At 70.7% G+C, this 24474-nt stretch carries 19 protein-coding genes and 1 tRNA gene; 14 read left to right on the forward strand and 6 right to left on the reverse strand.

The window, feature by feature from the left end; genetic code table 11:
• Positions 1 to 114: 114 nt before the first annotated feature.
• The 5 genes from VF647_20045 (at position 115) to yihA (ending at position 4705) form a co-directional block, all read left to right on the forward strand.
• Positions 115 to 196 (forward strand) — tRNA-Leu (locus VF647_20045).
• Between the two features lie 72 nt (positions 197 to 268).
• The gene (tig, locus tag VF647_20050; protein HEX8454383.1) at positions 269 to 1570 is read left to right on the forward strand and encodes a trigger factor; all 1302 of its coding nucleotides are present in this window, start codon (positions 269 to 271) and stop codon (positions 1568 to 1570) included.
• A gap of 80 nt (positions 1571 to 1650) precedes the next feature.
• On the forward strand, positions 1651 to 2280 hold the full coding sequence (locus VF647_20055) for an ATP-dependent Clp protease proteolytic subunit (protein ID HEX8454384.1): 630 nt from the start codon (positions 1651 to 1653) through the stop codon (positions 2278 to 2280).
• 87 nt (positions 2281 to 2367) lie between these two features.
• Positions 2368 to 3609, forward strand: a complete 1242-nt coding sequence (clpX, locus tag VF647_20060) for an ATP-dependent Clp protease ATP-binding subunit ClpX (GenBank protein HEX8454385.1) — start codon at positions 2368 to 2370, stop codon at positions 3607 to 3609.
• A 436-nt stretch (positions 3610 to 4045) separates the two neighbouring features.
• Positions 4046 to 4705: a ribosome biogenesis GTP-binding protein YihA/YsxC gene (yihA, locus tag VF647_20065; protein ID HEX8454386.1), complete on the forward strand. Its 660-nt coding sequence runs from the start codon at positions 4046 to 4048 to the stop codon at positions 4703 to 4705.
• A 230-nt stretch (positions 4706 to 4935) separates the two neighbouring features.
• Here yihA and VF647_20070 read toward each other — a convergent pair whose 3' ends face one another.
• Together VF647_20070 and VF647_20075 are read right to left on the reverse strand one after the other, a co-directional pair.
• On the reverse strand, positions 4936 to 5571 hold the full coding sequence (locus VF647_20070) for an SGNH/GDSL hydrolase family protein (GenBank protein ID HEX8454387.1): 636 nt from the start codon (positions 5569 to 5571) through the stop codon (positions 4936 to 4938).
• A 2-nt stretch (positions 5572 to 5573) separates the two neighbouring features.
• Complete coding sequence (locus VF647_20075) at positions 5574 to 5996, reverse strand: hypothetical protein (GenBank protein HEX8454388.1); 423 nt, start codon at positions 5994 to 5996, stop codon at positions 5574 to 5576.
• 288 nt (positions 5997 to 6284) lie between these two features.
• Here VF647_20075 and VF647_20080 point away from each other — a divergent pair, with 288 nt between their 5' ends.
• Positions 6285 to 7937: an alpha-amylase family glycosyl hydrolase gene (locus VF647_20080; protein HEX8454389.1), complete on the forward strand. Its 1653-nt coding sequence runs from the start codon at positions 6285 to 6287 to the stop codon at positions 7935 to 7937.
• A 53-nt stretch (positions 7938 to 7990) separates the two neighbouring features.
• A complete protein-coding gene (locus VF647_20085; protein HEX8454390.1) occupies positions 7991 to 9295 on the forward strand; it encodes an erythromycin esterase family protein in 1305 nt (434 codons plus the stop codon).
• A 384-nt stretch (positions 9296 to 9679) separates the two neighbouring features.
• Here VF647_20085 and VF647_20090 read toward each other — a convergent pair whose 3' ends face one another.
• The 4 genes from VF647_20090 to ggt all read right to left on the reverse strand — a co-directional run bounded on the left by VF647_20090 (position 9680) and on the right by ggt (position 15030).
• Complete coding sequence (locus VF647_20090; GenBank protein ID HEX8454391.1) at positions 9680 to 10066, reverse strand: response regulator; 387 nt, start codon at positions 10064 to 10066, stop codon at positions 9680 to 9682.
• The gene (locus VF647_20095) at positions 10063 to 11016 is read right to left on the reverse strand and encodes a HAMP domain-containing sensor histidine kinase (GenBank protein HEX8454392.1); all 954 of its coding nucleotides are present in this window, start codon (positions 11014 to 11016) and stop codon (positions 10063 to 10065) included. Before VF647_20095 ends, VF647_20090 begins: the two co-directional genes overlap by 4 nt.
• 36 nt (positions 11017 to 11052) lie before the next feature.
• The gene (locus VF647_20100; GenBank protein ID HEX8454393.1) at positions 11053 to 12840 is read right to left on the reverse strand and encodes an ABC transporter ATP-binding protein; all 1788 of its coding nucleotides are present in this window, start codon (positions 12838 to 12840) and stop codon (positions 11053 to 11055) included.
• Between the two features lie 396 nt (positions 12841 to 13236).
• Entirely contained in the window at positions 13237 to 15030 is a 1794-nt protein-coding gene (ggt, locus tag VF647_20105; protein HEX8454394.1) for a gamma-glutamyltransferase, read from the reverse strand.
• A 264-nt stretch (positions 15031 to 15294) separates the two neighbouring features.
• On the opposite strand from ggt, the gene murQ reads away from it, so the two are divergent.
• From murQ to VF647_20140, 7 genes are all read left to right on the forward strand, one after another.
• Positions 15295 to 16209 (forward strand): N-acetylmuramic acid 6-phosphate etherase, encoded by a 915-nt coding sequence (gene murQ, locus VF647_20110; protein HEX8454395.1) that lies wholly within the window; start codon positions 15295 to 15297, stop codon positions 16207 to 16209.
• A complete protein-coding gene (locus VF647_20115) occupies positions 16206 to 16670 on the forward strand; it encodes a hypothetical protein (protein HEX8454396.1) in 465 nt (154 codons plus the stop codon). The genes murQ and VF647_20115 overlap by 4 nt, the downstream gene beginning before the upstream one ends.
• 4 nt (positions 16671 to 16674) lie before the next feature.
• Positions 16675 to 17835, forward strand: a complete 1161-nt coding sequence (locus tag VF647_20120) for an anhydro-N-acetylmuramic acid kinase (protein ID HEX8454397.1) — start codon at positions 16675 to 16677, stop codon at positions 17833 to 17835.
• Positions 17832 to 19028 (forward strand): HEAT repeat domain-containing protein, encoded by a 1197-nt coding sequence (locus tag VF647_20125; GenBank protein HEX8454398.1) that lies wholly within the window; start codon positions 17832 to 17834, stop codon positions 19026 to 19028. The genes VF647_20120 and VF647_20125 overlap by 4 nt, the downstream gene beginning before the upstream one ends.
• 373 nt (positions 19029 to 19401) lie before the next feature.
• A complete protein-coding gene (locus VF647_20130) occupies positions 19402 to 20859 on the forward strand; it encodes a glycoside hydrolase family 3 N-terminal domain-containing protein (GenBank protein ID HEX8454399.1) in 1458 nt (485 codons plus the stop codon).
• Between the two features lie 305 nt (positions 20860 to 21164).
• Positions 21165 to 22511, forward strand: a complete 1347-nt coding sequence (locus tag VF647_20135) for an MFS transporter (protein HEX8454400.1) — start codon at positions 21165 to 21167, stop codon at positions 22509 to 22511.
• A gap of 17 nt (positions 22512 to 22528) precedes the next feature.
• Positions 22529 to 24436 carry an N-acetylmuramoyl-L-alanine amidase gene (locus VF647_20140; GenBank protein ID HEX8454401.1) on the forward strand — a complete coding sequence of 636 codons (1908 nt, stop codon included), beginning with the start codon at positions 22529 to 22531 and terminating at the stop codon, positions 24434 to 24436.
• The last annotated feature ends 38 nt before the right edge of the window (positions 24437 to 24474 follow it).

Genomic DNA, 24474 nt, shown 5'->3' on the forward strand with positions numbered 1-24474 from the left:
TCTGCGTCTCCGCGTCTCCGCGTCTCCGCGTGAGATTGCTGTTCCCGCGGAGCCGTGATACCCGAAAGGTTGAGATTGGGGAGGGGGGGAGGTTATCTTGTCGCGCCGGAGCGGGCCCGCTTGGTGGAATCGGCAGACACAGCAGCCTTAGGAGCTGCCGCCGCAAGGCGTGGGGGTTCAAGTCCCTCAGCGGGCATCCTGCACAACACGCGTTTCCAGTTTTTTCCATCGTCGCCGTATTCAACCGTTTGCCGGATAAAAGCACGGAATGGCCGCAGAGACTACTTCGCCCGACCTTCGCATCGACGTCCAGCAGCCCGAGTCGTGGAGCCGCCGCCTGGCGGTGACCGTGCCGCGGGAACGCGTCAAGCGCATCCGCCAGAGCGTGGCGTCGCAGCTCTCGCGCAACGTGCGCCTGCCCGGCTTCCGCAAGGGGAGCATCCCCGCGTCGCTGGTGGAGAAGCAGTTCGGGCCCGCCATCGAGCAGGAGACGGTGGACCGGGTGATCCAGGAGAGCTACAAGGAGGTCCTGGAGAACGGCGACTTCCAGCCCATCACCCAGGGCGTGGTGGAGAACGTCCACTACCACCCGGGCGAGGACCTGACCTTCGAGGTCCACTTCGAGGTGCAGCCCGCCATCCAGATCACCAACACCGCCGGCTTCACCGTGCAGCGCCCCCCCGCCGAGGTCACCGACGCGGACGTGGAGGGCGTGATCGAGCGCATCCGCGCCGAGCGCGGCACCGTGCGCGTGCTGGAAGAGGGCGTGGCGGACCAGGGCGACGAGGTGACGGTGGAGATCACCGATCTGGATGCCGATCCGGAAAGTGAGGACGCGGGCACTCGCCCCTTCCGCTTCACCCTGGGCGAGGGGCAGGCGATCCCCGACATCGAGGACGCCATCCGCTCCCTGGCGCCCGGCGCCGACGGCGAGTTCACCGTGCGCTACCCCGCCGACTTCCCAGACGAGGAGCTGCGCGGCCGCGAGCAGCGCCTGCGCATCGCCCTGCTCGAGCTGCGCCGCCGCGACCTTCCCGCCATGGACGACGCCTTCGCGCAGTCGCTGGGCGAGTTCGAGTCGGTGGACGCGCTGCGCGAGCGCATCCGCGCCGATCTGACGGCGGAGAAGCAGCGGAACGCCGAAGCGGAGATGCGGGCGGCGCTGGTGGAGCGCGTGCTGGCGGCGAACTCCTTCGAGGTTCCCCCCTCGATGGTGGACCGCTACCTGGGCTTCATGACGGGCGAGGCGCAGCAGGACCCCAAGAAGATGCCCAAGCGGACCCCCGAACAGGAGGAACGCTTCTCGCAGATGCGGCTGATGATGCGCCCGCAGGCCGAGGCCGCTCTCAAGCGGATGCTGGTGGTGGAGCACCTGGCCGACCGCGAGGGGCTGCGCGCCACCTCCGACGAGGTGGACGCCCGGGTGGAGAAGCTGGCCGAGGAACACGGCATCTCGCCCAGCGACGCTTACATCCAGCTGGAGAAGGGCGGCCAGATCCAGGCGCTGGAGAGCGAGATCACCGAGGACAAGGTGTTCGAGTACCTCCGCTCGCAGAACACCGTCGCCTGAAGCGGCGGGCGCACGCAGGGGCCGCCTCACGGGGCGGCTCCGCAGCAACCCACCGTACTTTCATCAGCGCTTAAAGGGTCATGGCCATCTATCCGCCGTACGTGATCGAACGCTCCAGCAGGGGTGAAAGGAGCTACGACATCTTTTCCCGCCTGCTGATGGACCGCATCGTCTTCCTGGGGAGCGGGATCAACGACGACGTCGCGAACATCATCATCGCGCAGCTCCTTTTTCTCCAGGCGGACAACCCGGAAAAGGACATCCACGTCTACATCAACTCGCCGGGTGGCTCGGTGTACGCGGGACTGGCGATCTACGACACGATGAAGTTCATGTCGTGCGACGTGAACACCTACTGCATGGGGCTGGCGGCGAGCATGGGGTCGTTCCTCCTGGCGGCGGGCACCAAGGGGAAGCGCTACTCCCTCCCCAACTCGCGGATCATGCTGCACCAGCCCTCGGGCGGAAGCCAGGGGACGGCGGCGGACATCGAGATCCAGGCGCGCGAGATCCTCTTCGTGCGCGAGCGGATGAACCAGATCTACGCCGAGAACACGGGCCAGACGGTGGAGCGCATCGCCGAGGACCTGGACCGCGACCGCTTCATGTCGCCCGAGGAGGCGCTGGCGTACGGGCTGATCGACCACGTGATCGCGCACGCGACCGAGGTGATTGATCCGCCGGTGCACGCGGAGACGGCAGGCGTCTGATCCACACCCGCGGTCTCTCGCCCCCGCCGCCCTGACCGGCGGCGGGGGCCATATGGAATTTTTGAACCCCCGCGTTCCCCGGCCACCATGCCTAGCGACAAGCACCTCCGCTGTTCATTCTGCGGCAAGTCCAAAGACTCGGTAAAGCGCTTCATCTCCGGGCCTTCGGTCTACATCTGCAACGAGTGCATCTCGCTGTGCAACGAGATCCTGGCCGAGGAGGAGATCAAGGAGGCCACCAGCGCGGCCACCCCGGTCCCCACGCCGCTGGAGATCAAGGAGGTGCTGGACCAGTACGTGATCGGGCAGGAGCGCGCGAAGAAGGCGCTGGCCGTTTCCGTCTACAACCACTACAAGCGCGTCAACCACCACGGGGTGATGGACGAGGTGGAGCTGGACAAGTCCAACATCCTCCTCATCGGCTCCACGGGCGTGGGCAAGACGCTGCTGGCGCAGACGCTGGCGCGCGTGCTCCACGTCCCCTTCACCATCGTCGACGCCACCACGCTCACCGAGGCGGGGTACGTGGGCGAGGACGTGGAGAACATCCTGGTGCGCCTCCTCCAGGCCGCGGACTTCAACGTGGCGGAGTGCGAGCGCGGCATCATCTACATCGACGAGATCGACAAGATCGCCCGCAAGAGCGAGAACCCGTCGATCACGCGCGACGTGTCTGGCGAGGGGGTGCAGCAGGCGCTCCTCAAGATCCTGGAGGGCACGACGGCTTCGGTGCCGCCGCAGGGGGGGCGCAAGCATCCGCAGCAGGAGTACATCCAGATCAACACGCGCCACATCCTCTTCATCTGCGGCGGCGCGTTCGACGGCCTCGAAAAGATCATCGAGGCGCGCACGGGGAAGCGGCAGATCGGCTTCGGCGGCGTGGACGACGTGAAGCGGATCGGCGCCAGTAACCTGTTCGACGAGGTGGAGCCCGAGGACCTGCTGCGCTTCGGCCTGATCCCGGAGCTGGTGGGCCGCCTGCCCGTGTCCGTGACGCTGGACAACCTGGACGAGGGCGCCCTGGTGCGCATCCTCACCGAGCCCAAGAACGCCCTGGTGAAGCAGTACCAGAAGGTGTTCCAGATGGACGGCGTGGGGATCACCTTCGACCCCGGCGCTATCCGCGCCATCGCCAAGCAGGCGATCGAGCGAGGCACCGGCGCCCGCGGCCTGCGCGCCGTGATCGAGAACCTGATGCGCGACATCATGTTCGACATCCCCTCGCGGCAGGACGTGCGCGAGGTCGTCGTCACCCCCGAGTGCGTGACGGACAGCGTGCCGCCGCTGCTGATTTTGTCCGCGGAGCCGCGAAGGAAGAAGGAGGCGTAGGGGCGCGGGCCCCCTCCCCCGCTCGTTCCTCGCGGCCCCTCCCCCAAAACAACCTGGGGGAGGGGCGAAAGGCCCTCTCCCGGCTCGTTCCTCGCTGCCCCTCTCCCAAACCGCTGGGAGAGGGGCGTATGCGTTGATCTCTGCGGACGGCGCGGACCTGGTAGGGGCGTGATTCATCACGCCCGTGGCCCGGCGCGGCTCCGCACCCCGCTTCTCGCACGCAGAACCGGTAGGGGCAGACCTGCGTGTCTGCCCACCCTTACCGCTACCCTGACCCTCGGCCTCGCGAACCAATCCCGTAGGGGCGGCCCCGCGTGGCCGCCCGTGCCCGACTCCGCACCGCCCTCTGCGCCCCGGACGCCCCTACGCCTTGCGCGCGTCTTGCGGTACGCGACACTCCTGTGCGTTCGCAGGGCCAAACCTGGAATCGAGTGCAATGAGAATTTTGTCAGTGGAGTTCGCAGGCGCCATCGGGCAAATCGGGCAGGCACCGCCTGAGGTTGCGGTGGGCGCGCTGCAGGTGGCGTTCGCGGGTCGGTCTAATGTCGGCAAGTCGTCGCTGATCAACCGGCTGCTGGGGAGAACGCGGACGGCGATCGCGCGCGTGTCGGCAGAGCCCGGCAAGACGCAGGAGATCAACTTCTACCAGGTGCGTGCGGACCTGGGCGAATTCGTGCTCGTGGACCTGCCAGGCTACGGATACGCCAAGGTTCCGCAGGGACTGCGCGAGAAGTGGAGGCCGCTGATCCACTCGTTCCTCACCCACAATCCGGATCTGCGCGGGGTCGTGCAGCTGGTGGATGTGCGCAATGGGCCCAGCGAGGACGATGTGCGCTCCGTCGACTACCTGGCGGAGCTCGGCATTCCCGTGCTGTTCGTGCTCACCAAAGTCGACAAGCTCAACAGCCGCGAAAAGGGAAAGCTGATCCCCAAGGCGATCCAGACGCTTGGCGTGGACGCGGACCAGGTGATCCTCTTCTCCGCCACCAAGGGGACCGGCCGCGACGAGTTGATGGAGACGCTCGCCTCACTGCTCTTTCCAGATGCCACAGGCGAGGCGGGGGAGGACGTCGAGGAGCAAGAGACGGAAGAGTGATGCGGCGCGGAACGAAGAGGCCGGTGCGAGCCAACGCTCGCACCGGCCTCTTTGCGCTTCACCGAGGCGCGACGATCAGCCGCCGCAGGTGAAGACCAGGCAGCCGGGAAGGAAAGCGATGGCCGCGAGGAGTGCGAGGCGATAAAGCTTGCGAGTATTCATCGGCCGCTCGGTTCGAGGGATCACGGTTGACGCACCGCCACTGGCGCAAAGAGCAAGCCCGCCCGCGTTCAGCCGAAGATCGCGGTGCGCTTGCGGGTGAAGTCGTGCTCCGCGAGCAGCGTGGCGATGGCGGATACCATCTTCTCGCCGCCGATGACGGAGGGCTCGATGGGGTTGGCGAAGTCCTCGTCGGAGGCGCAGATGGAGCGGAGCTCGAGGACGGGGACGCCCGCTTCCACGGCGACGCGCAGGATGGCGTCGTTGAAGATGGTGAGGCCGAGGGCGGCGTAGCGGCGCTCTTCCGGGTCCGGGAAGACCGGGTTGTAGACGGTGCACACCGCGGTCGGCAGGCCGCGCGCGAGCACCTCGCCGAGCATGGTGCGGTAGCGGGCCTCGAAGGGAGCCACGACGTCGCCCAGCATCGCCAGGCCAGCGCCGACGGTGCGGGCGCCGCGGTAGAGCACGTCCACGCTGCCGAGCGCGTCGTTGCCGCCGGCGCTGACCACCAGGTGCGTGGCGTCGGGCGGGATGCGGGCGATCTGTCGGCGAACGCCCTCCGTAACCGCGCCGTCAACCGCCACGAGGGTCGCCTGCCAGCCGTCGGGACCCAGCCGGTCGCGCGCCTGCCGCACCACGTCCGGCCCGCCGCGCACGTAGGCGGCGTTGTCGAACACCGAATCTCCCATCAACACCAGGTGCGGCATCGTCAGTCCAGCGGCGGGGCAAAGGGTGCGGGGAGCAGAAAGGAGCCGCCCTCCTCGCCCTCGTCCGGCACGTCGATCAGCCCCAGGAGCTGCAGGTGCCGGCGGCGCAGGCGGTTGGCGGCGAGGCGGGCTTCCTCCTCGGTGGCGCCGAAGCCTTCCCACGCCCACGCCTTCTCGTGCGCCGGGGCGCTGACCCACGGCGAGCCCGCGCCGTGGATGCGCGGCGAGCGCCAGGGGTGCCCAAAGGGGTCGAGGTAGGTGCCGAGCACGCCGCCCTCGCGGTCCAGCACCACGCCCCACGCGCCGCCCCGGCTCGCCCGCCGCCTGCGGAGTCCGCTCCAGGCGCGCGGCACGTAGTCGAAGAGGACGACGACCGACGAGAGCAGCGCCAGCCCGACCATCACTCCAAAGATCAAGTCACGCATCCCACATCCCTCTGCGCATCCCGTGCAGGCGCATACCGCGCCGTGGACTGGAGATAAACCCCGTGCCGCGATCCGTTCCCGCGTGTGCGGGCCGGGGGGCATCGGGGTCTACGGTGTGGACGCGTGAGAGGTTGCACGGGTCACCGGGGGACGGGGTTGCAGGGGATGGCGGCTAGCCTACAACGACTGTGGCCGGCGGTTTCTGCCCGCTGGTCCGCATCCCTAATCGTTCGCGCGCGGCACGCGGGTTGCCCCCGCTCCCGGCCTCACACGGGACGGGAGGGCGACGTGGAGGGTGGACAGATGCGAGCCGGCGGCGATCCGCAAGAATCCGCGGGGACGGGGGTGCAGGGGAGCGGCGAGCATCCGTGGTGGAAGCGCGGCGTCATCTACCAGATCTACCCGCGCTCGTATCAGGACACCGACGGCGACGGGGTGGGAGACTTGGCGGGAATCCAGGCGCGGCTCGACTACCTGACGTGGCTCGGGGTGGACGCGACGTGGATCTCGCCCTTTTACCCGTCGCCGATGGTGGACTTCGGGTACGACGTGACGGACCACCGCGGCGTCGATCCCCGTTTCGGGACGCTGGACGACTTCGACGCGCTGGTGGCGGCGGCGCACGCGCGCGGGCTGCGCGTGATCCTCGACTACATCCCCAACCACACCTCCGACCAGCACCCGTGGTTCGTGGAGTCGCGCCGCTCCCGCGACGATCCCAGGCGCGACTGGTACATCTGGCGCGATCCGGCGCCCGGCGGCGGGGTGCCCAACAACTGGCAGAGCGCGTTCGGCGGGAGCGCCTGGACGCTGGACGAGGCTACGGGGCAGTACTACCTGCACTCCTTCCTTCGCGAGCAGCCGGACCTCAACTGGCGCAACCCGCTGGTGGAGGCGGAGATGCTGGAGGTGATCCGCTTCTGGATGGAGCGCGGCGTGGACGGCGTGCGCGTGGACGCGGTGCAAAAGGTGATCAAGGACGAGGCGCTCCGCGACGACCCGCCCAACCCGGACTACCGGCCCGGCGAGGACGACCCGTACGACGCCTACCTCCGCATCCTCTCCGGCGACCGGCCGGAGGTGCACGACGTGATCGCCCGCATGCGCCGCGTGACCGACGCGTATCCCGGGCGCGTGCTGATCGGCGAGATCTACAATGCCATCGAGCGGCTGATGCCGTACTACGGGCGCGACGGCGGCGGCTGCCACTTCCCTTACAACTTCCAGCTCATCAAGCTGCCGTGGGACGCGCGCACCATCGACGCGGCCATACGGCGCTACGAGGCGCTCCTTCCGTCCGGCGCGTGGCCCAACTGGGTCCTCGGCAATCACGACCGCCACCGCATCGCCAGCCGCGTGGGCCCGGCGCAGGCACGCGTCGCGGCGATGCTCCTCCTGACCCTGCGCGGCACACCCACGCTGTACTACGGCGACGAGATCGGGATGCGCGACGTGCCCATTCCGCCCGAGCGGGTGCAGGATCCGTGGGAGAAGAACCTCCCCGGCCAGGGCCTCGGCCGCGACCCCGAGCGCACGCCCATGCAATGGGACGCATCGCCAGGCGCCGGCTTCACGACGGGCGAGCCGTGGCTGCCGCTGGGCGACTTCGCGCGGACCAACGTCGAGGCCCAGCGCGACGATCCGGCATCGCTCCTCTCCCTCCACCGCCGCCTGATTGCGCTGCGCCGCGCCGAGCCCGCGCTCTCGCTGGGCGGCTGGACGCCGGTGGATGCGGAAGGCGACGTGCTGGCCTACGTCCGTTCGGGCGATGACGCGCGGTTCCTAGTGGCGCTCAACCTGGGCCCGTCACCCGCGCGCCTCGCGGGCGCCTGGTCGGGCGAGATCGCCGTCTCCACGCACCCGGACGCGGATGGGAGGGCGGTGAGCGGGGCCGTGGAGCTGCGCGGGGACGAAGGAATCGCTGTGCGGCTCCGGGCGTAGAACCTGCGCACCCACGCCCCGTTTTTCAGCGACACGAACCCGGGGGAGAACGAATGTCCACGCAGGCTCTGGTCGACGCGGTGGGGCGCCACGCCCGGCCGCTCCGAGACGATGCGGATCTGGACCCGCTGATGGAGCGCATCGGCGACGCGCGCGTCGTGCTGCTGGGCGAGGCGTCGCACGGCACCTCGGAGTTCTACACCTGGCGCCACCGCATCAGCCGGCGCCTGGTGGAGGAGAAGGGCTTCCACTTCATCGCCGTGGAGGGCGACTGGCCGGACTGCTACCTGGTCAACCGCTACGCCAAGGGGCTCCCCGCCGGCGGCACGACCGCGCGCGAGGTGCTGCATGCCTTCTCCCGCTGGCCCACCTGGATGTGGGCGAACGAGGAGGTAGTCGCGCTGGCGGAATGGATGCGCTCCCACAACGCCAGTGTCGCCGAGGAGCGGCGCGTCGGCTTCTACGGGCTGGACGTGTACTCGCTGTGGGACTCGATGGACGTCGTTACGCGCTACCTCGAAAAGGTGGACCCGCAGCTCGCGGCCCGGGCGCGCGGCTCGTACGGCTGCTTCGACCCGTACGAGCAGGACGTGCAGGAGTACGCGATGGCGACCGCCCTCGTCCCCACCGACTGCGAGGACGAGGTGGTGCAGATCCTCGGGGAGATGCGGGCAAAGGGGCCGGACTACGAGGAGGAGGGGCGCGAGGCCTTCTTCAACGCCGAGCAGAACGCGCTGGTCGCCCTGAACGCGGAGCGCTACTACCGCACGATGGTGCGCGGCGGCTCGGCGTCGTGGAACGTGCGCGACACCCACATGATCGAGACGCTGGAGCGCCTGCTGGAGCACCACGGCCCCGGCTCGAAGGCGATCGTCTGGGAGCACAACACGCACGTGGGCGACGCCCGCGCGACGGACATGGCGCGTGCCGGAATGGTCAACGTGGGGCAGCTCGCGCGCGAGCGGTGGGGCGAACAGGTCGTGATCGCCGGCTTCTCGTCCTACGCCGGCTCCGTGATCGCGGGGCAGCAGTGGGGCGCGCCCATGCAGCGCATGCCCGTGCCCGAGGCGCGCGAAGGGAGCTGGGAGCGCATCTTCCACGACGCCGGCGCCGAGGACAAGCTGGTGATGGTGGAGGATCTGGACGAGGTGGAGGGCGGTCTGGACCCGCGCGGGCACCGGGCCATCGGGGTGGTCTACAACCCGCACGCGGAGCGCTTCGGCAACTACGTCTCCACCGTGATGCCGTACCGCTACGATGCCATACTCTACATCGACCGCTCCACCGCGCTGCGCCCCCTGCACCTGGAGCCGCGCGAGGACCGGGAGCCGGCGGATACGTTTCCATCGGGAATGTGAGGAGGGCCCCCTCCCCCCGGCCCCCTCCCCCGCCTGCGGGGGCGCAGGGCGGGTGAGGGGGAGAACTGCCGTATGCGCTTCGCACAAAACCCGGTAGGGGCGCGATTCATCGCGCCCACCCTCGCCCCCGCCTCGACCACTGCCCACGCACACCCGAACCCGGTAGGGGCCGCCCCATGTGGCTGCCCGTGCCCGCCGCGGCTCCGTCCTCCGCGATCGCGCACCCCTGCCAGGGCGGCGAAGACCTGCGCGGCGGCGGGCACGGGCGCGATAAATCGCGCCCCTACAGGATGCGGACGATTCGCATGGATGCATGCAAACACCCCCTCCCCCAGGCAGTTATGGGGGAGGGGGATGCGTCGCGGAGCGACGCTGGGGGTGGGGCTACCCCTTCTCCGGCGCCGTGCGGAGGTGGCGCTCGATGGTGCGGAGGAGGGCGTGCGTGTTGATCGGCTTCAGGATGTACTCCGCGCAACCGGCTTCCATGCACGCTCGGCGGCTCCCCGCATCGTCGCGGCCGGTGAGGGCGATCACCGGGATGTCGGCGGTGGCGGGCTGGGCCTTGAGGGCGCGGACGACGTCCAGGCCGTCCATCCCGGGAAGGCCCATGTCCAGGAGCACCAGGTCAGGGGCGTGCTCGGTGGCGGTGCGGACGGCTTCGTGGCCGTCCTCGGCCGAGTGCACGCGGTAGCCGGTCTCTTCCAGGAGGATGGTGAAGGCGGTGCGGATCGGCTCGCTGTCTTCCACCAGCAGGACGGAGGCGAGCTTCACGAAGGATCTTCCTCCGCCGGCGCGCCGCCATTGCCGGAGGGCTCGGCCTCAGCGCTGGGGAGGGTGAAGAAGAAGCGGCTCCCGCGGCCCAGCTCGCTCTGCACCCGGATGTCGCCGCCGTGCAGCTGCACGAACTGCCGCGCGATCGCCAGCCCCAGCCCCGTGCCGTGATGCGAGCGCGCGCGGGAGGTGTCCACCTGCGCGAACTCCTGAAAGATCAGCTCGTGGAACTGCGGGTCGATGCCGATCCCCGTGTCGGTGACGGCGATCTCCACCCAATCCGGGCGCTCGGGGGCGCGGCGGGCCTCCACCAGGAGATGTCCATCCTCCGGCGTGAACTTGATGGCGTTGCCGATCAGGTTCCCCAGCACGTGCGCCACCTTGTCCTTGTCCGCGCGCACCGGCGGGAGCCCCGGCTCGGCGCGCACGTCGAAGTTGAGGTGCTTGCGGTCCAGGAGCGACGCGTTCATCCCGTGCACGCCCTGCACCACCTCCTCCACGGGGAACTCGGTGGTCTGCAGCGTAATGGCCTGCGCGTTCGTGCGGGCGTAGGTGAGGATCTCCTCGATCATCCCCAGGAGCTGCCGGCAGGCGCCGATCATCGACTCGATGGCGTCCGTCTGCCGCGTGCTCAGCTCTCCCAGGAGACCGTCACGCAGGATCTCGCCGTAGGTGACGATGGCGGTGAGGGGGGTGCGCAGCTCGTGCGAGACGTTGGTGAGGAACTGGCTCTTGGCCACGTCCAAATTGCGGAGCTCCAGCACGAGCCGCTCCAGCTCCTCGATGCGCTGCCCGGGGCCACTGGGGCCCTCGTCGTCCGACTCCAGCACGAGGTCGTGCGGGGGCCCGGCGCGCGGCGGCTCCACGATGCGGAACCCTTCGCGGGCCAGCACGTCGCGCAGTCGCGCAGCCTCCTTGTCCCCCTGGATGGAAAGCCGGAGATCGTTCATGCCTGCCCGGAAGTGGAACGTTTGTAGACCCTCAATCTAGGCCTCCCGCGAAGCGGCGGCAAGGAGATCGCCCCCGTCCAGATCCTCCGCCAGCAGCTGCCGCCGCTGGAGCGCCGCGTACACGCCGCCGCGCTGCAGCAGCTCGGTGTGCGTCCCCTGCTCGGCCACCCGGCCGTCGTCCAGCACCAGGATCAGCTCCGCGTGCATCACCGCGGTCACGCGGTGGCTGACGATGATGGACGTGCGCTCCTCAAGTACGCCGCGCAGCCCTTCCAGGATCTCATATTCGGTGTGCGTGTCCACGGCGGAGAGCGCGTCGTCCAGAACCAGCACCCGCGCCTCCCGCGCGATGGCGCGGGCCAGCGCCGCGCGCTGCTTCTGCCCACCGGAGAGGTTGATCCCTCGCTCCCCCAGCAGCGTGTCGTACCCGGCCGGGAATGCGGCGACCGTGTCGTGCAGCCGGGCGACTTCGGCGGCCGCGCGTACCCGTGCGCCCCTGCGCTCCGCGTCCGGCTCGTGGAACCCGAGCGCCAGGTTGTCCTCGATGGTGGTGGAGAAGAGAAAGGTGTCCTGCGGCACGACGGCCACCTCGGCGCGCAGGCGCTCCAGCGGCCAGAGGCTCACCGGCACCCCGTCCAGCCTCACCTCGCCCTCGGTGGGATCGTACGTTCGCGTCAGGAGCTGCACCACCGTGCTCTTGCCGCTCCCCGTGGGGCCCACGATGGCGACCGTGGAGCCGGGCGGCACGCGGAAGCTGACGTCGCGCAGGACGTCGCGCTCGGTGCCGGGGTAGCGGAACGAGACGCCGCGGAACTCGATCTCGCCGCGCACGCGCTCCGGCGCGGCGGCGTCGGGCGCGTCGGCGACGGCGGGGACGGCGTCAAGCACCCGCGACACGCGCCCCATGGACGCGGCGCCGCGCTGGAAGAGGTTCACCACCCACCCGAGTGCGATCATCGGCCAGATCAGCATCCCCAGGTAGAGGATGAAGACCACGAAGTCGCCGTTGGTGATGTCGCCCGCCATGATCGCGCGCCCGCCCACCCAGAGCGCCGTCATCATCGCCAGGCCGCCGAGCAGTCCCAGCGACGGGTAGAAGAGCCCCGAGGTGCGCGCCAGCTCCACGTTGCGCCGGAGGTACTCGTGCGAGATTTCGCGGAAGCGCCCGCTCTGGTACTCCTCCTGGCCGTACGCCTTGACGATGCGCTGCCCCGCAAGGTTCTCCTGCGCCACGGTGGAGAGGAGCCCCTGCTGCTCCTGGATCTTCTCGAACCGCTCGTGGATCACCTTGCCGAACCAGATGGTCACCGGCGGCAGGAGGAGGATGGGGATCAGGGTGGTGGCGGTCATCCAGGGGTCGATCCACACCATCCTGGTGAGCGCGAACAGGGCGAAGACGACGGTGCTGGCGAGATACATGTACGCCGGCCCGGCCACCATGCGCACGGCCGCGATGTCGCTGGTGGCGCGGCTCATGATGTCGCCCGTGGGGTGCTGGGCGTAGAAGCCGGCGTCCAGCCGCAGCAGGCGCTCAAAGAAGTCGTTGCGCAGGTCCAGCTCCACCCAGCGCGACACGCCGTTGAGGATCTCGCGCATCCCGTAGCGCGCCGCGCCGGCCAACGTCGCGACTCCGAGGGAAAGCGCGGCGTAACGGAAGATGGCCGTGCGCGTGGTTCCGGGGACCGAGAGCGCATCGATCCCCCACTTGACGCACTCCAGGCTCAGCACGCTCAGCGCGTTGGCCGCCACCACCATCACCATCCCCCACGCGATCTTCCCGCGGTAGCGGCGGAGGTAGGGGATCAGCGCTCTCAGTTGCTTCACGTACACCTCTGTGGGCCGTGGCACTCGTGCGGGCTTGCAGCTTAATGCGTTGCACCGTCTCTGTACAAGGCTTGTACTGTAACATGACGAGCGCCCCACCCGTCCCTGCGGATGGAGCGCTCCTGTTCGGCCAGCGGGCGGGCAGGTGAAGGGTCGGGGAGGGACCGGGCGAGTAAACTCGCTGCAACAAAAGCACAAAGTCCGCCTTCGCGGACTCGGGGCTCCGATGCCCGTCTATCGAGCCGGCTTCAGCCGCCTTCGCGTGGTTCCAGCCGGGGGATTCATCCCCCGGCAATGCGGCGCCGGTGCCCGTTCCCGTTCCCCGCCGCCTCCGAGCCTGCGAAGGCAGGCTTCCCGCGGTTGTTGCAGCGGTTTCAACCGCCGGCCTACTTCCCCCTACTGCACCACCGGCCGCGCCACCTCCGTCACCCCCACGGCCGCACCGCCGCGGCGCGGGTCGGCGACGGCGGTCATGGCGCCATTGGTGACGACGATGGACTGCACGTCGCCCTGGAAGCCCTGGCGCTCGGCCACGACGTGCCCCATCGCGCGGAGCCGGGTGACGGTGGCCGCGTCCAGGCCGCGGCGCTCGTAGCGGAGCGAGTCGGGGAGGTGCTGGTGGTGGAGGCGCGGGGCGGAGGTGGCGGTCGCCACGTCCATCCCGAAGTCCACCACGTTGGAGACCTGCTGGACGATGGAGGTGATGATGGTGGAGCCGCCCGGCGTCCCCGTCACCAGCTTCACGCGGCCGGAGGGGTCGAGGACGATGGTGGGCGTCATCGCCGAGAGCATGCGCTTGCGAGGGGCGATGGCGTTCGCGGCACCCTGCACCAGCCCGAACTGGTTGGCGACCCCGGGCTTGGAGGTGAAGTCGTCCATCTCGTTGTTGAGCAGGAAGCCCGCACCGGGCACCGTCACCAGGTTGCCGTACGGCGAGTTGATGGTGGTGGTGACCGACACCGCGTTCCCCCGCTGGTCCATGATGGAGTAGTGCGTCGTCTCCGTCCCCTCGGCGGGGGGCGGACCGAGGCCGGGCGCGACCTCGGCGGAGGTGGTGGCGCGGTCGCGGCGGATGGTCGCGCGGCGGGTGGCGGCGTAGGCATCCGAGATCATCCGCGCGGTGGGCTGCGGGACGAAGTCCGGGTCGGCCAGGTACGCGTTGCGGTCCGCGTACGCCCGCCGCGCGGCCTCGGCGAAGAGGTGCACGTGCTCGGGCCCCATGAACCTCATCCGCCGAAGGTCGTAGCCCTCCAGGATCTTGAGCATCGCCGCCATCGTGGCGCCGCCGGAGGAGGGGGGCGGCATGGAGATCACCTCGTGGCCGCGGTAGCGGAAGCGGACCGGCTCGCGCCAGATGGCCCGGTAGCGTCCCATGTCCTCGCGCGTGATCAGCCCGCCGCCGCGCCGCATCTCCGCCTCCACCAGCTCGGCAGTGCGGCCGGTGTAGAAGCCGTCGCGGCCGTTGCGGGCGATACGCCGCAGCGTCTCCGCGAGATCGGACTGCACCAGGCGGTCGCCCACGCGCAGCGGCTCGCCGCGGCGGGTGAAGATGCGCATCGTCTCCGCGTTCTTGACCAGCTCCTTGCGGTTGTTGTAGAACGACTGCGCCAGCCGCTGGTGCACCACGATTCCTTCGGCCAGGTTCGCCGCCGGCTCCACCAGCTCGGCCCACGGGAGGTGCCCGAAGCGCTTGTGCGCCTCCCACATCCCCGCCACGGAACCGGGGACGCCGGCCGCCAGGTGTCCCTCGGTGGACTTGCTGGTGACGTTCCCCGCCGCGTCCAGGAACATGTCGCGGGTCGCGCGCGCCGGCGCCATCTCCCTGAAGTCGAGCGCCGCGGTCGTCCCGTCCGCCATCCTCACCACCATGAACCCTCCCCCGCCGATGTTGCCGGCCTCGGGGTTGACGACGGCGAGCGCGAAGTGGGTCGCGACCGCCGCGTCGACCGCGTTGCCGCCACGGCGCAGGATCTCGGCTCCCACCTCGCTCGCCATGCGGTCGGTCGTCACCACCATCCCGGCCGTGGAGCGCACCGGCGCGATGGCCCCGCGCGGGTGCTCCCACGCCGGCGGGAAGAGGCGCGACGTGTCCTGCGCGACGGCTTCATGCGCAGGCGCGGCCCCGCCCCGCCCGATCACCAGGGCCAGGAGCGGAAGGACGGGAACGAGTGCGGCGCGGCGGAGGTTCATGCGACGGGACGGTGTGGGTGAAGGTATGGCGAAGTCCTAAGTGCTAAGTCCTAAGTGCCAAGTGAAAAGCGCACTCACGCACCGCTGTTCAGCACTCAGCACTTGGCACTCAGCACTTCCTTTCATGCTACACCCCCCGCCGCCCGTAGACCAGCCCCCGATAAACACCCGCCGCGACGGCTGCGCTCTTGCATCGGGGCCGATCTCCGCCCACGTTGGGGCGTGCGTGCGCGGGGCGGTCCCGCGCCTTTCCCACTCGACGCGATGACCCAGAGACCCCCGCTGGACCCGCGCCTCACCGAGCAGCGCAACCCCGCCACCACGGAGATCGACCGCCTTTCGGCGCTGGAGATCGTCCGGGTGATCAACGAGGAAGACCACAAGATCGCCCCCGCCGTCGCCACCCAGCTGGAGCAGATCGCCGAGGCGGTGGAGATCGCCGCGGACTGCTTCCGCAACGGCGGGCGGCTGGTGTACTTCGGCGCCGGGACCTCCGGGCGCCTGGGCGTGCTGGACGCATCGGAGATGCCCCCCACCTACGGCATCGATCCCAGCCTGGTGCGCGGGGTGATCGCGGGTGGGTACGAGGCCCTCACCAACGCCATCGAAGGCGCGGAGGACAGCCGCGAGGAGGGCGCCCGCATCGTCGACGAGATGGAGGTCGGCGCGGGCGACTTCGCCTTCGGCATCGCCGCGTCGGGCACCACGCCGTACGTGCACGGGGCGCTGTCGCGGGCGAAGGAGCGCGGCGCACGCACCGGCTTCCTCCTCTGCACCCCGCCCGCGGACTGGATGCTGGAGAAGTACGACGTGGTGATCGCGCCGCTCCCCGGCCCTGAGGTGGTGACGGGGAGCACGCGCATGAAGGCGGGGACGGCCACCAAGCTGGTGCTCAACACCCTCACCACCGGCGCGATGATCCGCACGGGAAAGGTGTTCGGCAACCTGATGGTGGACCTGCGCGCTACCAACGAGAAGCTGCGCGACCGCAGCGAGCGCATCCTCATGGAAACGCTCGACCTGGAGCGCGACGCCGCCCGCGGGCTCCTGGCCCGGGCCGGGGGCAGCGTCAAGACGGCGATGGTGATGTTCTGGTGCGAAACCGACCGCGACGAGTCCACCCGCATCCTGCTGCGCGCGGGCGGTCGGCTGGGCGAAGTGCTCAAGAGCACGCGGTGACGTTCGCGCCGTTCGCCTTTCCCGCGCGTCCGCCCTCAGAGGTGGAGTGGGAGGAGCTCCTGGTGCGCCTGGAGATCACACCGCGCGCCCTGGGCCTCGCCGTGGACGATGCGGGCGGCGACTCCGCCGTGTTGCGCGAGGTGCTGCGGGACGTGATCGCCAACGAGATCTGGTGGACGGAGCTGCTCCAAAAACTGCGCGATGGGCGCCCCGTCCACATGAACCGCGCCATCCCCCTGTTCCCCGGTCCGGAGCCGAGCGCGGGCGAGCTGATGGAGGGCTTCGCGCAGCTCAGGGAGCGCAACTTCGCGCAGGTGCAGCGGCGCGGGCTCGTCGTGTGGGATTGGGAGTCTCCCATCGAAGGGCGCGAGGACACCCTGACCGCCTACCAGGTGCTCCAGGCGATGGCGCACGGCGACGGCGAGATGCTGGCCGCAGTGCGCGCAGCCGGGCGGGGGTAGCGCGATGCTGATCGTGGGGCTGATGTCAGGCACCTCGCTGGACGGGGTGGACGCCGCGCTGGTGGATGTGGCGGGGGAGGGGATCGACGACGTGAAGGCCACCGTCGTCCAGGCCATCACCCTGCCGTACGACGACGCGCGCCGCACGGCCATCCACGACGGCATCCTGGCCGGCACCGCCGAGGCGCTCTGCGGGCTGCACGCCGACCTGGGCGAGTGGATGGCGGAGGCGGTTGTGCGGGTTTGCCGCGAGGCGGACGTTGATCTTTCGCGGGTCGCTGCGGTGGGCTCGCACGGGCAGACGGTGTGGCACCGGCCGCCGGCGGGCGCACGCCGCGGCGCCACGCTCCAGCTCGGCGACGCCGCGACGATCGCGGAGCGCACGGGAATCGCGGTGGTATCCGACTTCCGCACGCGCGACATCGCGGCCGGGGGGCAGGGGGCGCCGCTGGTGCCGTGGGTGGACCAGCTTCTCTTCTCGGTACCGAACCGGGCGCGCGCCCTGCAGAACATCGGCGGGATCGGCAACGTGACGCGCGTGCCGCCTCGCGGGTCAGGGGAGGAGGTGTTCGCCTTCGACACGGGGCCGGGGAACGCGCTGATCGACGCGGCGGTGGAGATCGCGACGGGGGGGAAGCTGACCTTCGACCGCGACGGCCGGCTGTCCGCGCGCGGCACGGTGGACGAGCCGCTGCTGGCCGACCTCCTGCGCCACCCGTACTTCGCCGCGGAGCCGCCCAAGAGCACGGGGCGCGAGGAGTTCGGGCGCCCGTTCGTGGCGCGGCTGGTGGAGCTGCTGGAGCCCGAGGGAGACCAGGACTGGATGGATCTCGTCGCCACGATGACCGAGCTGACCGCCCGCACCATCGCGGACGCGTACCGCCGCTGGCTCATTCCGCGCGGCCTGGACGAGGTGATCCTCACCGGCGGCGGGGCGATGAACCCTACGCTGGTGGCGCGCATCGGCGCCCTGCTCCATCCGCTGCGGCTGGTGGACGGTGCCTCGCTGGGCGTCGATCCCGAGGCGAAGGAGGCGGTGGCCTTCGCCGTGCTGGCCTGGGCCCACCTGCGCGGCATCCCCGCCAACCTCCCCTCCGCGACGGGGGCGGCGGGGCCGCGCGTACTGGGCTCGCTCACCCCCGGCGCACCGCGAGAGAACGCGTGAAGCTCGTCCGCCCGCGCACCCGAATGGCACCGTGGCCGGCACGCCTCCTGGCGCTGCCGCTGCTCGCCGTGCTCGCCGGCTGCTACGTGGCGAGCGGCGCCTCCGGCCCGCGGCCGGACCGCCTGCAGGCGCGCGTCACGCGCATCCTGGACGCGGAGACGCCCTCGCCGGCGTACTACCGCGAGCGCGCCCGGCTGGAGGTGCTGGGGCGCGAACTGGACGAGGTGCTCGTGCGAATGATCCTCGATCCGGGCGTCGCGGAGCACGTGCGCGCCAACGCCGTCACGCTCCTGGCGGACCGTGGCTCGCCGGGCGCGCTCACTCTGCTCCGCCGTGTCCTCATCTCCAGCGCGGACGACGGGGTGCGTCTGGCGGCGGTGACGGGGGTGCAGCGCTTCGCCGTCGACTCGCCGCAGGCCCGCAACGCCCTGCGCGCCGCCGTCGGCGACCCATCGCCGCGCGTGCGGCTGAACGCGCTGCAGGGGCTGGACGTGGAGGACGTGGGCCTGCTGCGCTCCGTGGTGGCGCGCGAGCCGGACCCTCAGGTGAAGCTCATCGCCCAGCAGCTCATCACGCTCTTCGAATCGCGCGGCGGTCCGCTGGCCCGCAACGCCCGCGGCGAGCTGCGCACCACGGTGGCGGACTCGGCGCCGCAGATCGTCTTCCACACCGAGTCGCCGGACACCGTGGGGGGGCTGCGGGTGGGTTCGCTGTGGGTGGAGCTTCCGCGGGCGCGGCTGGTTCCGCTGGCGCAGGGGGTGGAGGTGGTGGAGAGCGTCGTCCCCGCCTTCATGAACAGTGCCCGCACGATGGTGGTGTACGAGGCGGGGCGCGTGATCCACGTCCGCGACCTGCGCACCGGCGAGACGCGCGTGGTGGCGCCCGGCATCGCGCCGCGCCCCCTTCCGCTCACGGACCGCTTCGTCTTCCTGCAGGAGGTCCCCTCCGAGCGGCAGGACACGGCGGGGGGCACCAGCCTGGTGTACCGCGTGATCCGGGCTCCCTTCGCGGGGGGGCCCACGGAGCGCCTCGGCCTGGTGAGCGCCGTCGCGCGTCCAGAGCGCCACCGGGGTGCCTCGCCCGTGCGGCGCATGGTGGTGGGCGAGCTGCGGCAGGGCTTCGTGCTGCGCGCGCCCGGCATGGCGCCGTTCGTGCTCCCGCCCGGGCCTACGGAGCCGCCGGCGAGACCATAGGGGGAGTGCGTGAGTGCGTTAGTGCGGGGAATGGGGAATGGGGAATGGGGAATGGGGAATGGGGAATGGGGAATTGGGACGACAGGCAGGAAACGATACCCGCACCCCCTTCCTGTCATCCTAAGCGAAGCGCCTCACCGTCGCTCGCCCGTGCTCCACACTTTGGCGCGAGCGAAGGATCTACTGCGCGTGGCGCGAGGCACGCGGTACGTCGCCGTCCTCCTGCCTCGCCGGCTGGATCCTTCGCTCGCCGCAGGAGTACGGCGCACCGTAGACCTCCGTCCGGCGGCTCCCTCAGGATGACAAAGTTGCGGCGCACCAGGCACTTAGCACTTAGGACTTAGGACTTCTTCTCCCAATCAGGAGCGATTCGTTGAACGTTGCACGTCTGCTGCTTCCCGCCGTGCGGTGGAGCGCCGAAGATGGGTTCGAGAAGTACAGGAAGACGATCGAGCACGGGCTGGACATCGGCGTCGGGGGGTTCATCCTGTTCAACGGGGACACGGAGTCGGTGCGCGCCCTGACGGAGGAGCTGCACCGCCGGTCGAAGCACCCGCTGCTCGTGGCGAGCGACCTGGAGCGCGGGGCGGGGCAGCAGTTCCGCGGCGCCACGCCGCTTCCGCCCGCGGCGGCGATCGGGTCGCTGGGCGAGCCGGAGGCGTGCGAGCGCGCGGGGGAGCTGACGGCGCGCGAGGCAAGGGCGCTGGGCGTCAACTGGATCTACGCGCCGGTGGCCGACGTGGACCTGGAGCCGGAGAACCCCATCATCGGCTCGCGCGCGTTCGGGACGCGGGCGGAGAGCGTGGCGGCGAACGTGGCGGCGTGGGTGCGGGGGTGCACGCGCGGCGGCGCCCTCTCGTGCGCCAAGCACTTTCCCGGGCACGGCCGCACCGTGGGCGACTCGCACATCGAGCGCCCCTGCGTGCACGCCTCGCGCGAGGAGCTGGAGGCGGACCTGCTCCCCTTCCGCCAGGCGGTGGAGGCCGGCGTCAGCTCGCTGATGACGGCGCACGTCTGCTACCCCGCGCTCGATCCCACCAACGCCCCGGCTACCCTCTCCCGACCCATCCTCACGACGCTGCTGCGCGAGGAGATGGGCTTCGACGGGCTGGTGGTGACGGACGCCATCATCATGGAAGGGCTGACGGCCGGGACGACCGAGGTGGAGGGCGCCATCATGGCCGTCGCCGCCGGCTGCGACGTCCTCCTCTACCCGGACGACCTGGATGCGGTGGTGCAGGGTGTGGAGGCCGCGGTGGAGGACGGGCGCCTTCCGCGCGAGCGGGTGGAGGATGCGCTCGCCCGCATCGCGCGGGCCGCGGAACGGGTAGCCGGCGGCCCCATGGGTGACGTGGGGGCGGACGAGGACCGGCGCTGGTCGCTGGAGACCGCCGTGCGCTCGCTGCGCGTCATCCGCGGTACGCCCAAGCTGGGCGGCGGCCCCGTGCGGCTGATCGAGGTGGAGGACGATCTGGGCGGCCCGTGGCCTCCGTACCCGCGCGTCGCTTTCCCGGCGTCGCTGCGCGAGGCGGGGGTGGAGCTTTCGGACGACGGCGAGCCGCTGGTGGTGGTGTACTCCGACATCCGCGCGTGGAAGGGGCGGCCCGGCATCTCGCAGGCCGCGCAGGAGCGCGTCCGCGAGCTGACGGAGGCGCACCCGGATGCGACGGTCATCCTCTTCAGCCTCCCGCGGCTGGCGGAGGAGCTCCCCACCGCGCGCAACCTGCTGGCGGCGTGGGGCGGCGAGGGGATGATGCAGCAGGCGGCGGTCGCGTGGCTGACGGGGCGCAGCGGCGGGCTGGCGGGGCTGCACGCGGGGATGGACCGGTAGGCGGGCGCCGGGGCAGGGCAGGGGAGGGCAGACACGCAGGTCGGCCCCTACGAGGTTTGGTGCCCGTGGGAGGGGGGACGGTGTGGGGGCGGGCACGGGCGGCCACGCGGGGCCGCCCCTACCAGGAGGGTGTTCACAGGCGGAGGGTGGGGCGCTGGCGGGCACGGGCGCGATGAATCGCGCCCCTACGGATTCGATCCCATTCCCCATTCCCCATTCCCCCATTCGTCCGGTCCCCTTCTTGCTCGCCCCGGCCCACAGCCACGCGCCGAAACGCAGTCCCACGCTCTGAACGAGGACGCCGTGTGAACGACGCAACCCGTTCTCCCTCACTGCTGCGCCTCTTTGGGCAGCCGAAGATGGCCGCGATCCTCTTTTTGGGGTTCGCGTCCGGACTCCCGCTGTACCTTACCAGCAAGACCATGCAGGCGTGGATGACGCTCGAAAAGGTGGATCTCACCACCATCGGCGCGTTCGCACTCGTGGGGCTGCCGTACACCTTCAAGTTCGTCTGGTCGCCGCTGATCGACCGCTATGCGCCGCCTTTCCTGGGGCGGCGGCGCGGATGGCTGATCGTCACGCAGGTGGGGCTGGTGCTCGCGATCGCGCTGATGGGGCTCCAGAACCCGCAGAGCTCCCTCCGCTTCCTGGCGATCACCGCGGTGCTGATCGCCTTCTTCAGCGCCACGCAGGACATCGCCTTCGACGCCTACAAGATCGACGTCCTGACCGAGCGCGAGCGCGGGCCCGGCGCGTCGCTGGGCGTGCTCGGCTATCGGATCGCGCTGCTGGTGACGGGCTCGGCCGCCTTCATCCTGGCCGACCACATGCCCTGGGGCCGCATCTACCTGATCATAGCGGGCGTGATGCTGATCGGAGTGGCCGCGACCCTGTGGGCGCCCGAGCCGAGGTACGCACAGCGCCCGCCGGCTTCGCTCGCCGACGCCGTCATCCTCCCGTTCCGCGAGTTCTTTGGGCGCTCGGGGGTGGGGCTCGGGCTTCTGATCCTGGGGTTCATCGTCCTGTACAAGCTGGGCGACGCGATGCTCAACCTGATGGCCACGCCCTTCCTCCTCCAGGCCGGCTTCTCGCAGACCGACATCGGGGCCGTGCAGGGGGGACTGGGGCTGGTCGCCACCATCGCGGGCGTGCTGGCGGGAGGGGCGGGGCTCGCGAGGATCGGGCTGAACCGCTCGCTGATGATCTTCGGCATCCTCCAGTCCGGAGTGAACATCGCGTACTACTTCCTTGCCCTGCACCAGGGGAGCTACTCCCTGCTGGTGACGGCCGTGGTGCTGGAGAACTTCTTCCAGGGGATGGGGACCGCGGCGCTGGTGGCGTTCATGATGGCGCTCAGCTCTCCCCGCTTCTCGGCCACACAGTACGCCCTGCTTTCCAGCTTCTACGCCTTTGGACGCGACCAGCTCGCCGCGCCTTCGGGTGCCATCGCGGAAGCCACGGGGTGGCCCACCTTCTTCCTGCTGACCATCGCGGCGGCCGTCCCCGGCATCCTGCTCCTCCCGTTCTTTGCGCCGTGGAACTGGGACGAGCCGCGCGGCGCCGCCCAGCAGGGCCCGCGTGGAGCTGAGGTGGACGGGCCCGGCCTGGGGCGTGGCGAGACGGAGGACATCGCCTCCGTGCAGCGCCCGTGACTCCTATGAGATTCGAGATGTCCCGCCGTATCTACACGCCCCTGGCCGCGGCGCTGGCGCTCGCCGCCTGCACGCCGGCCAGCCCGGGCACGGGTCCCGCTCCGGAGGGGACGCGCATGGCCTCCACCGATCCGCTGAGTGGCACCCTGCCGCCGATTCCCGCCGTGCGCGGGCCGCTGCGCATCGACGTCGTCTACCCCGCCGAGGACGCGCGGCTGACGGCGAGCGACAGCAACTTCGTTTTCGGGAGCGTGGGAACGGGGGAGGCGCGGCTGACCATCAACGGCGCCGCGGTGGAGGTGGCGCCGAACGGTGCCTTCCTCGCCTTCGTCCCCGTGCCGCGCGACGGCGTGTACCGGGTGGCCGCGAGTGCCGGGGCGGAGCAGGCCACCGCCGTCCGCCGCATCCGTCCGCCCGAGGGCGCGGGAGAGACGACGGCAGGCATCGCGGCCCTCGCCCCGCGCGCGGCGATGACGGTGCAGCGCGGCGAGCGGGTAACGGTGCGCTTCCGCGGCGCGCCGGGCGGGCGGGCACGCATCGTCTTTCCGGACGGCTCCGCCGCGCCGCTGGTGGAGGCCCGCACGCTGGAGCGCGACGAGGGCTTCCTGCAGGACCGCTCCGCCACGCGCGAGTACACGCAGTACGCGGGGAGCTTCGCGGCGACGGCGCCCCTCCTCTCGCGCGACCGGCAGGTGGGCGTCCCCACGCTGGCCGAGACGGGGCGCGCCGGCACCGCCACCATCGAGCTGGTCAACGGCACGGACACGGTGCGCGCTCCGCTGGAGCTCTCGCTCGCCGTGCTGAGCCCGGGTGAGACGCGCACCGCGATCGCCGCGGGCGACCGGCCGGACAGCCTGATCGTGGCGACGGCGATCCCGGGGTCGGGCACGCCGTACCACTGGACCTTCCCCAACGGCACGCGCTTGACCCTCACGGGCGAGCGCGAAGGTGCGTACCGCGTGCGCCTGACCGAGGACCAGTCGGTGTGGGTGGATGCGCGTTCGGTGCGCCTCCTTCCCGCCGGCGCGCCCGAGGCCCGGGGGACGATCGGTGCCGTGCGGGTGGTGCCGCAGGCGGAGTGGGTGGACCTGCGGCTGGCGATGACGGAGCGCCTCCCCGCGCGCGTGCTGCTGGAGGGGAGCTTCCTGACGGTGGAGGTGTTCGGCGGCGAGTCGCGCACCAACTGGCTGTACTACGGCACCGAGGATCCCTTCGTGCGCCGCGCCACCTGGGACCAGGTGCGCGACGACGTGTACTACGTCCGTATGGAGCTGGCGAGCCCCGCGTGGGGATGGCGCACCTTTTACGATCGCGACGGGACGCTGGTGGTGCGCGTGCGCCGTCCGCCGGCCATTGATGCGCGGCGCCCGCTGGCCGGAATCCACGTCGCGGTGGACGCGGGGCACCCGCCCGGCGGCGCGATCGGTCCCACGCGCCTCACCGAAGCGGAGGCGAACCTCGCCATCGCGAAGCAGCTCGTGCGGATGCTGCGCGATGCCGGGGCGCGCGTGACGGAGACGCGGCCGGACACGGCGGCGGTGGCGCTGGGGGCGCGGCCGGTGACGGCGGAGCAGGCGGGCGCGCAGCTCCTGGTCTCCGTGCACAACAACGCGTTCCCCGATGGCGTGAACCCGTTCACGAATTCGGGCACTACGGCGTTCTACAATGCGCCGCAGTCGCTGGACCTCGCGCGCCACATGCAGCGCGAGATCCTGCGCGAGCTCGGGCTGCGGGACCTGGGGATCGCCCGCGCCGACCTCGCGCTGGTGCGGCCGACGTGGATGCCCTCGACGCTCACCGAGACGATGTTCCTGATGGTGCCCCAGCAGGAGGCCGCCCTGCGCAACCCGCAGGTGCACGAGCGGATCGCGCGGGCGCACTTCCGGGCGGTCGAGGCGTTCCTGCGGGAGCGGGCGGTGAGGTAAACCCCCGGCGGTTGAAACCGCTGCAACAACGGCGGGAA

Origin of the sequence: Longimicrobium sp. (assembly GCA_036387335.1) — a bacterium.
Classification (GTDB): domain Bacteria; phylum Gemmatimonadota; class Gemmatimonadetes; order Longimicrobiales; family Longimicrobiaceae; genus Longimicrobium.